Genomic DNA, 12,536 nt, shown 5'->3' with positions numbered 1-12,536 from the left:
CGCAGTAGCAGTATTGCAGTACACGAACTTTTTAAACAACAGAAATATTAACAGGTTGAAACATGCGCTTGCTGTTTAAACCGCACAACGGGTTAGGTAATATTAGCTCGATAAAACGTAATGCTTGTTGTAGCTTAATGTATTTTATCGGCCTTGCCAAGCTGGTTAAATAATCGGATTACAGCGTTTACAGAAGGTGCGTTGATCGTTGTTTTCATACCTTGAAAATTTGATACGTACAAATATAGCCAAATTTGACATGAGTTGCAAGATGGGGTTTAAACCACACCTTAAAAGCATTTTTAGTACCTTTGTACCAATGCTTGAAATTGACCAAAACTGCTAATAATGCTCGTGATTTATTTACTCATGTCAATACATTGTGTTCAGGAGGTTTCCGTCTCAAGCTACTGATCGAAGGGTTTGCTGTGCTATCTGGTCGTCGTAAAAAGCCAAAATTACTTCCTATGCGCAAAGCGCCAAAAATCGACGAGAAGTTGATATTATATAGTTACCCACAATTATCCAACAAATCGTGGATAAAACCTAGGAAAAACAACAGAAAAACAAGGCTGCCTCAATTTACTTTTGAGACAGCCTCCGCCTACATTCATATAACCGGTCTTGTTAATTACCGCGTGGTATAACCACCATTTGCAAAAATGGTTTGTCCAGTAATCCACCAACCATCGGTTACCAAAAACTCCACCAGCGGAGCAATATCTTTGATGTCCGTCAGTCCGCCCAAATCAGATGCCGATTTGTGATAAGCCACCGCATCCTCGCTTTCCTGTCCGTAGAAGAAAGGCGTGTCCATCGGACCGGGGGCAACCGCCGTTACGGAAATGCCGCGTGGACCAAATTCTTTGGATGCCGCTCTGGTAAAATGTTCTACCGGCGCTTTTGCACCTGCATACGTTGAGTAATATCCCGTAAATGCAGCCAGCAACGAAGTGACAATGGTATTGATTTTACCGTTGTCATTTAACTTCTTACCGGCTTCCTGAATGAAGAAATACGCCACCTTGGAATTGATGTCGCTCATGCTGTCGTATTCCGCTTCCGTGGTATCCCCAAATGGCTTTTTCAACACCTTACCGACGGTGTTAATCGCAATATCAACACCCCCGAATTTCTCGATAGCCGCGTCAAAAAGTTTGGTAATATTCCGTACATCGGTCAGGTCTGCCTGAAATAAAATGGCTTCTCCGCCTGCATTAGTAATAGCCGCCAACGTGTTTTCAGCATCTGCTTTTGTACTGTCGCTGTTGTAATGGATAACTACCTTTGCGCCTTTAGCCGCAAAGTCACGACTTAATAAGCCCCCCAAATTTTTTGCACCTCCTGCAATTAAAACCACTTTTCCGTTTAAATCATTTATTTCCATCTCATTGAATATTAAATGTTTGCAATTAATATTACAAAGATGGCAAGACGCTTTATTTATTTCGTGGTGAACTTTTCGGAACTTTTACCTGTTGGTTCCTTTCCGGAATTTCCCTGGGGTTTGTCCGGTAAATTTCTTGAAAAATTTGGAGAAATTGGAAGGGTCGTACGTGAGTATGCGGGCTATCCCGGAAACGGATTTATCGGTTTCGGAAAGCATTTGTTTTGCCTGCTCGATGATTTTGAGGTCATAAAAATAACAGGGATGATTCCCCGTTTCTTTTTGTACGGTATCCGTCAGATGTTTGTGGGTTATGAACAGCTCACCTGCTATCTGGTTGATTTCCATAAAGTCGCTTACCGTACCCGAAATGACGTCAGCAATGTGTTTATCCAAAAACTGAAAGTAAGTTTGGGTAATCTCCTCGCCTCTCGTCAATATGTCGTTGTTTGTTTCGCTCATCTTAATGGAAAGGTAGTACAAAGATGCCGATTAAAAAAGGATTATCTATGGTGAACTTTTCGGTTTTATGGGAACTTTCCCTGCAGATAAAAACCCTAAAATCGAAGCGCATCCAATCTATTTCCAACGGCAAAGGCAACCATATCGTGTTCCAATCGATCGAACTCGTCTTTTCCAATGGTTTCGGTAATCCTACCTTCGTTTAGTACGTGAATCGTGTCGCAGGTTTCCTTGAGCGTCGAAAAGATATGGGATGAGATTAAGACGGTTTTTCCTTCTCCTTTCAACCGCCGGATAATTTCAGTAATCAGCAACCCACTGTGGATATCTACGCCATTAAAAGGTTCATCCAGGATAAAAAAGCCGTTCCGCTGCAAAAGAACTGCCAGCAGGCCAAGCTTCTTCTTCATACCGGTAGAATACTGCTGCGCATACCGGTCAAGCGGAAGGTCAAATACATTTTGTTCGTCGAGGCCTTCGTCCGGCACCCTCCGCGCTTTGCAGAATAACCGCAAATACTCGCGTCCGGTAAGCTTCGACGGAAAATAAGGTTCAGTCTGTAAAAAACCCAATCGGTCTTTCAGCCTCCCGCTATCGACGGTTATGCTGCCGCGATGTTTTTCCAGCCCCGCCAGGCAATTAAAAAAGGTAGTCTTTCCCGCGCCATTTCGTCCCACCAGGCCATATACCTGCCCCGAACGGAAATCCAGATCGATCCCTTTCAACACCTCATTCTGTCCGAATGATTTCATTAAACCACGTACTTCAACATTCATAGAATCAATGATATATTATTTTTTGCCTGACGAAAGAAATAAGGCACAGAAACCAATAGCAAGGGGGGAAACATCAACGACACAGCCATGATAATACCCTGTAGAAAACTCACACCCCGCGGAAAAGCTGCGTACTTGGCCAGCACAACCAAGGCCAGATAACCATATCCCATTGCAACAATCGCCAGCACAATAAGCCAATCACCCGGAAAAAAACAGGCAACAGCCAGAACCAAGGGAAGCAACACGACGGTCAGGTGTCCAAATGCTATCCTTACCTTCAGCCAAAGAAAAGCCTGGGGCGTCAACTGGTAAATCCAAACATACAGCAAGGGTTCACTCCATGCATAATAATTGGAACATACTAACACAACCAACAACAACGTAGCTATGCTGAGATGTCCATTGCCTACCGAGATACCGACAATCATCAATACATAGGCGATGAATAGCAGCCCGACGGAGTTTCTAAAACCCACGGCAAATTCAAAAGGACGGTTGGAGAACGGCGTAGGCAATGGGGTCGATCCTTTCGAACCAAGCCTGAGCGGCAGCGTGATCACCGCCAACACCAACAGGCCCAAAATAAACCACGCTTCGCCCCTATATAGAAGAAATACCATAAATGGCATAACCATCAGCGTGTTTTCGAGCATACGGATGCGCCAATAAGTCTGTTGATCGAAGACCTGTTGGAGAAAGCCTAAACGCACCGAGCCACTCAATTGAACAAGCGCAATGGCTGCGATGCCTACATAAATCCAATTGGCGTATGTTGTGCGTGAAAATAACGCGATGGACCCACCTGCAAATAGCAGGGGGGCACCGATATAGATCAACCAAGGATTCAACCCCCAATCGCTGATCGTACGGCGCATTCTTTTCACCTGCAGACGAAAGAAATAAGACAAGGCGGTCATCAAGTGGTTTCTTGGGTAATCCATTTACCCACGGCGGGGGGTTGATAATTATGCATCTTATTCAGTAAATCCGGGATATCTGCACTCCACAACAGCATCCGTTGATTGATTTCCTTTAAGAACCCCTTATTGACCATGTGCTGCGCAAGCGCGATCAGTTCGTCGTAGAACCCATCCGTATTCAACAATCCCATGGGCTTCTGATGCAGCCCCAGTTGTCCCCAGGTCAGCATCTCGAAAAACTCTTCGAGCGTACCGAAGCCGCCGGGCAATGCGATGACACCATCACAAAGTTGGTTCATTTTCGTCTTCCGTTCATGCATTGTATCGACGATAACCAGTTCTGTGAGTCCTTCGTGGGCAATCTCCTTGGTCTGTAAAAAATAGGGCAGCACGCCCACTACCCTCCCACCGTGCCGAAGCGCACCGTTGGCTACGGCCCCCATGAGTCCCACTTTGGCACCGCCATATACCAATCCGATGCCAGACTCGGCCAGTGTTTTGCCAAGTAGGTAGGCTTGCTCTTCATAAATGCGATCCGTTCCCATGCTCGAACCGCAAAAAACAACGATATGCTTCATATATAATGAAACAAACTTAGATAAAGTTGCCTTTTTCTGCAATTATAATCGCTTAATAAAAGTAACCTGATTCGCTTCAACTATGCCTTACCTTTTTCTTAAACCAAACACACCAATACATTTCAGAAAATTCATTTATCCTTTTTAGTTTACTTTTAGTTTATTCGGTTAACTCCCGAATAAACCCCGAATGAACACCGAATAAAACCAGACTATACACCGAGTAAATAGTAGTTTTGGCATAAACCTGAGGAGCAGCAGAGGCAAACCTCCTTAATAAATTATCGTTTTATGTAATGGACAGGGTGGTAGCAAGCGCTGTTATATATGCATAATCCGCGCCACCATTAAAATACCGCACATAGAAATGGAGTCGGTGATTTCCCCCCGCATCACCATTTCCACCGCCTCGGTTAGTGGCACGCGCTTCAATTGCAGTTCTTCCGTTTCTTCGGGTTCGGCTTCGCCGGATTGCAATCCGGTTGCCAAATAAATAAACCCTTCTTCGTCTGTGACGGAATTAGAGGTATGGATACGTCCGAGGTGCATCCATTTTTCAGCTACTAAACCGGTTTCCTCTTTCAGTTCACGTTTGGCAGTCGCCAATGGATCTTCGCCCAGCGGCCCTCCCCCTTCGGGGATTTCCCACGAATATTCGTGTAACGGATAGCGATATTGTCCTATCAAGTAAACAAATCCTTCATCGTCTACGGGAACAATACCGATGGCTTTATTCTTGAATTTCACCACCCCATAAACGCCTGGTTTATCCGCAGGAGTGATCACTTCACGGTGTTCCACTTGTATCCAGGGATTGTCGTACACCCGATCTATGTGATTGGTTTTCCAGTTATTCATTGTTATCTCTTGAAGATTATTTGCTTAAAAGCACGCTACTTCCCAACTACGCATCCACGTCTCTCCAGCGTCCAGGCGTTGGATTCCTTCCTTGTCTTCCAGCCGCTGGTTGTGGTGTATCGAATCCGCAATTCCACACCACGGCTCCAAACACACAAAATCAGCATCTTTGGCCGCCCATATACCGAAATATGGAAAACCTTCACGCCTAACATGTATTCCGTGATCATTGATACGGTTACGCAGGGTAATGATTGGGCTTTTCAGCGTTTTCAGCACCAGCGCATCGTTGTAGAATAAATCGTGCTTGAGCGGCAGCCGATGGTGATCTAATGCAATGATCTCCATATGACCCGAAATAAGATTCTGGTCAATGACATGACAGTCTAATACGTGATCTTCTGAAAACTCCAAGTAATGATCTTGATATACCGGCTTTTTTCCCGAACCGCCGACAGCAAAAGCAGGATGGCCACCGACTGAAAAAAATAACGGATGGTCGTTACTTGGATTATGTACTTCGTATGTGCAACGAAGGGAATGATCTATTAATGCATACCGCAGGGAAAGGCGAAAGGCAAATGGATAGGAAATGCGGGTTTCTTTCGTATCTTTCAAGACAAACAGCGCCTCGTCATCCGATAATTGCGACCCTTCAAAAAAATGATCGCGCGCAAAGCCATGACGTAGCATTTCGTATTTTTCGCCGGCGTAATAATAATTATTGTCTTTCAACGCTCCAACGATGGGAAATAGCACCGGGCTCGTCTTCGCCCAATATGCCGGATCGGCACTCCATAGATATTCATATCCATCTGAGGTACTTCTCAAGCTTTTGAGCTCGGCTCCCTTCGCGTTGACTTCCGCTCGTAGAAATCCGTTTTCCAAAACCATTGGGCAAACTATTTTTGTGATCTACTGATATTGAATCTGTTTATCCACATTGGCTACCGTAACACCTCTCCACTTTCCGCTGATTTCTGTGTATGTTCCAGAAGGCTTTCCTTCGAATGCGGCGGGTCAGGTGAATACTCTGTCTTTTCACAGGAAAGCAATGCCAAAGCCGCCAACCCGAATAACGCTTTCTTCATCATGAATGGAGATTTGTCCTCGGCAAAAGTCGTTAATCCAATCGGGCTTTGCAACGAAAATCTTGGGTTATCTCAGCCGGCTTTGCCCACAGGATGAACAATCAGGGATGAAAGATCACATCGAGCACGTTATTCCGTTCGAAATCTGTACTGAGGTGGAATTTTCGCTGTTCTCCGTCCGCATCCACCAGTAATACCGCTGTATTTGGCGGGATTCGGCCGAGGTTCTCCGCACGGAAGACGATACGGTTGCGACCGCGTTTCAATGTTACGCCAAACCGACGCCCTTGCTGAGTCACTTCCATCCCATTCGCAACGACCGCACCATTGACCTCCAACGAGATGACGTCGCCATCTTCCACCTGCTCGTCGCGTAATTCCAGCATCACCTGTTCGGCACTGACTGTCAGTTGCCCGATGCGTTGGTTGCGTCGGCCTTTCGTATAGACAGGTGTTCCCGGGGTAGCTGGTTCGTCGCGGTCGATGGTACGGGGTAGCGCATCGGGTACTGGCGTTACAGGTAGTTGGGTTGTTATAGGAGCTTTTGGTTGATATTGGAAACGTGCTACCATTACCGTTGAATAGGCGTTGCTACGATCACTGAAATCAAACCCATACAGTTGGCCATTGTCGCCATCGGTTCCGATAATAAACTTAGCGGTATTGGGTGGTAGATCACCGTAGTTGTCAGCAAAAAAAGCCAAGTAATTCTCACCAGTGTCCAAGGTTATGCTATCCAACGCCATTGCCTGCTCCAAGGGCAACCTGTCCGCCAGTATTTTGCCATTGTGTACAATGCTGACGGTATCGCGATCGTAACGTTCTTCGTCCTGAATGGTCAAGCTCAAAACATCCCGATCGCTCTTGATCGGATCGTACACGCCGTAGTAGATGGTATCGGTATTGATCATTCGGATCGTATGCGGGTGCTCCCAGGGCTTATCATCTACTCGCTCAAGTGCAATGTCCACCCGATACAAGAAATCCCGTAGAAATGCCTTGGTATTGGTGTAAAATTCATTATCGTAAAGCCCCCGCATGAAAATCCCGAAATTATCCAGCCAAAGCCGTTTCAGCACCAAACGTTCCCCTGTGGTATCCGTTTGTTGACATTCCAATACGCCATTCAGATACATCATCCAGGGTCCGAGTCCGAAAGGCTCCTCTACCAGTGGGTATTTGTTGCGCCCTACTCCCAGTTGGCCATCGTTCTTCTTGACGAGTAACAGCTCATACTCACCGTTGAATGTACCGTGCGTCAACTCCAGCTTGGCAGGATACAGCATATTGGCTGTAGGATCTGCGATCTGTAACGTTATGTCGATCGCCGGGATATGCGGCCATGGCTTGTACGACAAGGACCACGTTCCCGTCCATACGGATTGTGCCGACGCTGTCCACGGGAATCCGATCAACAAAATCATCCATACTCCTAAAAACCGGACATAACTATTCAGGTACGACATCCTTTATGGGGAATTTGGCCTAATAAAATCCGCTAGGTAGGTGCATTCCGCAACTGCGCTGCCGATAAACTTGGTATCGAGGTAGTCCTCCTTCAGTTCTTTGAAATACTGATTACGTTGACTGAATAGCCAGTACGGATCGGGTTGATCCCGCTCCCACGTACGTGCATTGTAATAGTCGCTAACGCTGTTGAATAGATACGACTTCTGCTCGCATTTTGCCAGCATGAATGTGCATTTGGCCCGGAACTCCCGATCTTTACTCAACTCCCGTGCCTTCTTATACCATACTGCCGCTTGCCGGGCCTCGTGGAAATCACCGGAATAGTAGTAGGTGCCTTTCACATAATTGTCAGAACTCGTCCAGCTGTAGCTGATCAGTTGCCAGGAATTGCCAAATGCCCCGGTCTGATAGACCCCATTGGCCAGCTGGAAGTAATAATCAGCGGCGTGACCCGGATCTTCCACAATCCGCCGCTGCAAATCGGCCATGCTTCTTGCAAATTCTGCTTTGGTTAGCGCTTCATCACCAAATTGCTTCGGATAGTCATTGAGTGTCGCCACAAACGGATCGGGCCATAACGTATCCTCCTCTGCGCTGTACCAATTCACGGGTGTGGGGAGGGCGAAACCTGCCGAAAGGTTAGCAAACGCCCTTGCCGCCGCGGGATAGTCGTGCATGCGCAGGTAGGCCGTTCCGAGTAAATCCCAGAATTGGTCGGATTCCAACCCACCCAATTGTTGCGCAAAAAGTGGTGCCCATGGCCTATTCAACCCCTCTTTACTCCAGGTCGCCAGTTGTTCAAGTGTTGCTGGCTGCAATTGTTCTTGCCAAAAGGCTTGTGTAGGCCATCCCAGGCGGCCGTATAGTTCTCCGGTCTGCTCAGTTTCGGTTTCCCACGGAGATTCCCCTTTCCACATCAACAAGGCAGCCATGGCGGTATCCTTTTGCTGCATATAATGCGGTGCCAGTACGGATTGGTACAAATTGGTTGCGGTGCGGTTGAATCGAAGGTCGCCTGCGCCCATCCAGGAATATTGTTCGCTTCCGTAACGCGCTTTTGCCTGGTCGATTTCGGCACGCCGTTTTTGGTCTAACCATTGCAATGCTGGTAATATAGCGGCTTCATCCACGGTATTCGTTACGGCCAGCTGATTTATCTTGATCAACAGTTCAACAATACGGTACTGGTCAGCCAACCGTTCAGAAAGCCGGTCCACTTTTATGCCTGCCAGCAACGTCTCCGCTTCGCTAACATTGCCTAGCAGCCATTCTACATACGCTTCACTCACAATCCCCAATCCAGGCTCAGCATATTGCCTTTCAGACGCCAGTCGTCGAGCGAAATCAGCTACCCAGACCGCATGATCACGGGCTTTTGCCTGAGTCGAATCGGGCCGGTAATAGGTGGTCCACCATCCCCCGCCGTAGTATTGCGAGGCCTCCGTGAGCTGGCTTTCCAATTTGTTGATTTCCCGGGTAAGCAACACCGCCACAAGCTGGCTTTTCGGGGAAAGACTGTATACAGATGCCAGCGTTTCCCTGTCAAAGTCGCCGTTGTTGAATCCCTGGATTGCCCAAATGGCTGCCCGTTCCTTGTTTGATTGGGCGAGGGCAAGTACCTCTTCGAATGGAACGTCTATGTAATGGAAGTTCTTGTAAGCTTGTACCCGTCGTTCAGGACTCGTGGCAAATACCCTTGAAAATAGATATGCGGCCTCAGCGGGCTCATGAAGGCGCCTGGTTGCACCTGCTTTGAGTGCACGTGCCCATCCTTTGACCGCAGATTTTTCCCGCGACGGATCGATATATCCGTTATAGGTTTCCAGGCAACGTTCAAACGAGCCCGAATAATGATACATTCGAGCAGCTTGGTAAGCATAACGGAGGCGAAGAAAGCTATTCCGCGGATATTCGTCGGCCAGTTCGAGCGCCCGGTCTGCAAGCCCCGCCATCCGGCTAAGGTCCATGGTATCTCTGGGATCCGGATCCCAATAGTGGTTGTAAGTTACCGCCGCATAGGGCTCCAGCTCCTTGGCAAATAGGAAATAGTTGCCCGCCGCTTCGTTTCTTTTCAACCCCTTGAGATACGTGTTGGCTGCGAGGCTGTCAGGAAGCACAGTATCCTTTCCGGTAAGGTAACGCAGGATAACCGAATCCGTTGCGATGTCCGTGTGGTACATCAAGTGTTCCACATCCACCGCTTGCACGCCCTTTCCAAGGTAATCCGCCCATTCCCGGCTATTGATCAGCGCCTCGGATTCGGGTTCGGTTTCTTCGTAAAGAAAAGTCATGTTCGTAAATGAAAAAGGCACATAGCCATTACCCGGCACATTATTGTGGAAAAATGACACGTAATAATCGTACGGATCTGGTTCCGGACCGCATGCGATGTTGATGGCTATCTCGCCGAAATAACTGAGCGAGAATGCACTAAAAACGATGCACAATCTCTTGAAGCTGTTCATCAGAAAATGATTTAAGTACCTGGTTATCCAAGTGATAAAACAATAAGGTAAACTTTTCCTTCCGCCTATGCCTGACTAGGAAATCTGCAGCAGCAGATAGATCTTCCCACCGGGTTTCCTCTCTTCGTACCACATCGCCCCGACGTAATCCCGCGGCGGGCAGGGCAACCTTCAATCGATATAACGACGACTTTGCATTCCGGGCAAAAACCGCGGTATCCGATAGCATGGTTGGATCGAGTCGTTTGCTGATGCCGGCATATTCGCCATTGCGAAATACGACCGACCAGTTGAATAAAGGCAATGCAATATCCATCGGCAATGGATATTCGTGCAGGAAATCTTTCAGGTAAATCTCCATTTCCCGCAGGTCCATAATGGAATTGTGTGCTCCTGGTTTCCTCAAATTACCCATATTATAGCACATCAGCAGTGCACGGTCTACCGGTGGTATGCCGCTACTTCGCCGGTTGCGCACCTGATGTAAGCGCAAGGTAGCCGTTAGCCGAACAGAATCGGCCACGCGTGTGCGCAATGCTGTTAACAGTCCGAAATATGCTTCTTTTGTGGATGCCGTCCAGTCACAATCAATCTGGAGTTCATCAAATCCCGTTTTCCCCGCCTGCTTTACCTTTGCTGTCACGAAATCTATCAGTCGGCCGGCCAGCTCGTCCTGCTGCACGGCGGACATGTCTTTCAGCACCTTGTTAACGACGTATACCACCGGAACAATGGCTACCGAATCCGGAAGCGGCTCCCGGAATGTGATTGCCGAAACTGGGACGGCCTCACCCTGCGGCCCCTGCGTATCGATGTCCATGATGCGGACAAACAATCGTTTTGCGCCGATTTGCGCAAGTGCATGTTTTTCGATACTGTCGGGTTCGTACGCGGTCTTCCAATAATAAAACGAAGCGTCGACCGTGTTCCGTTGTCCATCACATGCTATCGTGGCAATCATCACACCAATTAGACCGATCAACCAGCAAGCATGTCTGATTTTCATCATCCAAAGATAAGGCAATCTGAAATGGTGACCAATAGTCATTTTCAGGGATTCAGAGGATGTAGCGTTAACGACATCGGCCACGTTTAATCTATACTAGTTGGGCAAACCTTATTAATATGAAACACCAATCCCTTGTTATTACTTTTTTCATCTTTACCTCCACCGCACTAATCCTCGGGTGCAAAAAGAACGACGACCTACAGGCGTTAACGGGAACCATCGTTGATACCGGTTCGCCGGCTTTGGATGGTTGCGGTTGGCTGTTTCAGGTAGACGACACGTTTTACTACCCTGTAAATCTAAACGAGCAGTTTCAGAAAAATGGGATCACTGTTTCAATTACCTTCAAAACATTGAACGGAGAACATTATTGCTTTGCTCCGTCCGGTACGCCGGGGCATCCAAAAATCCAGCTCCGGAGCATTACGCTAAAATAAAACCTGCAATGTCTATGCCTGTTAAAAAAGGCCATGAAAGCCTTTTGACAAAAACATGGCATTTGCCCTTCCCATACCTGCTCAAACCTTATTAACTTGCCATTGTTAACATAGCAGAGAGGGCAAATAAATGGAAAAAATAAAGATAGGCTCATCGGACCTGGAAGTAGCACCGATTAACTTTGGCGGCAATGTATTTGGCTGGACACTCAACGAAGCAGAGTCATTTTCAATACTGGATGCGTTCGTAGACGGCGGATTCAATTTCATTGACACCGCAGACACCTATGCATGGTGGCTGAATGGTACCGGAGGCCAATCGGAAACCATCATCGGCAACTGGCTCAAGATCCGTGGCAACCGCGACCGGGTAGTCATTGCCACCAAAGTGGGATCCGAAACCAAGGAACACGGGTTTGACATCAGTAAAAGACATATCCTGAAATCTGTGGATGAGTCACTCAGGCGATTACAAATCGATCATATCGACCTATATTACACGCATTACGATGACAATAAGACACCCGTTGAGGAAACGCTCCTGGCGTACGACGAGGTCATCAAAGCGGGCAAGGTGCGTTACATCGCTGCATCGAATGTTTCTCCTGAGCGGCTTACGGAATCCTTTGGCCTAGCTGAAAAGAAGGGCCTCCCCCGCTATGTAGCGTTGCAACCGCACTACAACCTGGTGGAACGTGCGGACTATGAAACCGACTATGCCCCTTTGGCAGAAAAATACGATCTGACGGTGTTTCCTTATTGGGCGCTGGCAGCGGGATTCCTGACCGGGAAATACCGCAGCGAAGCCGACCTCGGCAAAAGTGTACGTGGCGGTGGTGTAAAGAAATACCTTAACCCGAAAGGGATGGAGATTTTGGCCGCGTTGGACCAAGTGGCTGCCAAGCATCAATCCACGCCGGCTTCTGTGTCGCTGGCTTGGCTGCTCGCACAGCCGCATATTGGCGCACCGGTTGTCAGCGCTACCAGCAAACGCCAACTGGAAACCATCTTCGCCGCACCTGCATTAAAACTGGATCACGAAGACCTTGAACGATTGGACCAAGCAAGTAACAAGTAAGG

The 12,536-nt window shown here is 47.7% G+C and carries 13 protein-coding genes; 2 read left to right on the top strand and 11 right to left on the bottom strand.

The genetic code is table 11. From position 1 onward, the window contains the following. Window positions 1-631: 631 nt before the first annotated feature. From BMZ56_RS21105 to BMZ56_RS21060, 11 genes are all read right to left on the bottom strand, one after another. Entirely contained in the window at window positions 632-1,387 is a 756-nt protein-coding gene (locus BMZ56_RS21105; RefSeq protein ID WP_090630437.1) for an SDR family oxidoreductase, read from the bottom strand. Between the two features lie 84 nt (window positions 1,388-1,471). Further along, entirely contained in the window at window positions 1,472-1,849 is a 378-nt protein-coding gene (locus BMZ56_RS21100; protein WP_090630433.1) for a helix-turn-helix domain-containing protein, read from the bottom strand. A gap of 95 nt (window positions 1,850-1,944) precedes the next feature. Next, a complete protein-coding gene (locus BMZ56_RS21095) occupies window positions 1,945-2,625 on the bottom strand; it encodes an ABC transporter ATP-binding protein (RefSeq protein ID WP_090630431.1) in 681 nt (226 codons plus the stop codon). Further along, entirely contained in the window at window positions 2,622-3,569 is a 948-nt protein-coding gene (locus tag BMZ56_RS21090) for a hypothetical protein (protein ID WP_143072984.1), read from the bottom strand. Before BMZ56_RS21090 ends, BMZ56_RS21095 begins: the two co-directional genes overlap by 4 nt. Continuing rightward, entirely contained in the window at window positions 3,545-4,126 is a 582-nt protein-coding gene (locus tag BMZ56_RS21085) for an LOG family protein (RefSeq protein ID WP_090630425.1), read from the bottom strand. The genes BMZ56_RS21090 and BMZ56_RS21085 overlap by 25 nt, the downstream gene beginning before the upstream one ends. 321 nt (window positions 4,127-4,447) lie before the next feature. Continuing rightward, complete coding sequence (locus BMZ56_RS21080; protein ID WP_090630421.1) at window positions 4,448-4,984, bottom strand: NUDIX domain-containing protein; 537 nt, start codon at window positions 4,982-4,984, stop codon at window positions 4,448-4,450. Between the two features lie 24 nt (window positions 4,985-5,008). Next, complete coding sequence (locus tag BMZ56_RS21075; RefSeq protein ID WP_090630418.1) at window positions 5,009-5,878, bottom strand: aldose 1-epimerase family protein; 870 nt, start codon at window positions 5,876-5,878, stop codon at window positions 5,009-5,011. Window positions 5,879-5,931: 53 nt separating this feature from the next. Then, complete coding sequence (locus tag BMZ56_RS25690; protein WP_177195241.1) at window positions 5,932-6,078, bottom strand: hypothetical protein; 147 nt, start codon at window positions 6,076-6,078, stop codon at window positions 5,932-5,934. Window positions 6,079-6,176: 98 nt separating this feature from the next. Next, window positions 6,177-7,541 (bottom strand): hypothetical protein, encoded by a 1,365-nt coding sequence (locus tag BMZ56_RS21070; RefSeq protein ID WP_090630415.1) that lies wholly within the window; start codon window positions 7,539-7,541, stop codon window positions 6,177-6,179. A gap of 3 nt (window positions 7,542-7,544) precedes the next feature. Next, the gene (locus BMZ56_RS21065) at window positions 7,545-10,010 is read right to left on the bottom strand and encodes a hypothetical protein (RefSeq protein ID WP_090630412.1); all 2,466 of its coding nucleotides are present in this window, start codon (window positions 10,008-10,010) and stop codon (window positions 7,545-7,547) included. After that, complete coding sequence (locus tag BMZ56_RS21060; RefSeq protein WP_245893319.1) at window positions 9,976-11,019, bottom strand: hypothetical protein; 1,044 nt, start codon at window positions 11,017-11,019, stop codon at window positions 9,976-9,978. Before BMZ56_RS21060 ends, BMZ56_RS21065 begins: the two co-directional genes overlap by 35 nt. A 116-nt stretch (window positions 11,020-11,135) precedes the next feature. On the opposite strand from BMZ56_RS21060, the gene BMZ56_RS21055 reads away from it, so the two are divergent. Continuing rightward, a complete protein-coding gene (locus BMZ56_RS21055; RefSeq protein ID WP_090630407.1) occupies window positions 11,136-11,456 on the top strand; it encodes a hypothetical protein in 321 nt (106 codons plus the stop codon). A gap of 130 nt (window positions 11,457-11,586) precedes the next feature. Beyond that, window positions 11,587-12,534, top strand: a complete 948-nt coding sequence (locus tag BMZ56_RS21050; protein ID WP_090630404.1) for an aldo/keto reductase — start codon at window positions 11,587-11,589, stop codon at window positions 12,532-12,534. The last annotated feature ends 2 nt before the right edge of the window (window positions 12,535-12,536 follow it).

It is taken from the genome of Parapedobacter indicus (assembly GCF_900113765.1).
Classification (GTDB): domain Bacteria; phylum Bacteroidota; class Bacteroidia; order Sphingobacteriales; family Sphingobacteriaceae; genus Parapedobacter; species Parapedobacter indicus.
This window is presented reverse-complemented; position numbering and strand designations above follow the sequence as displayed.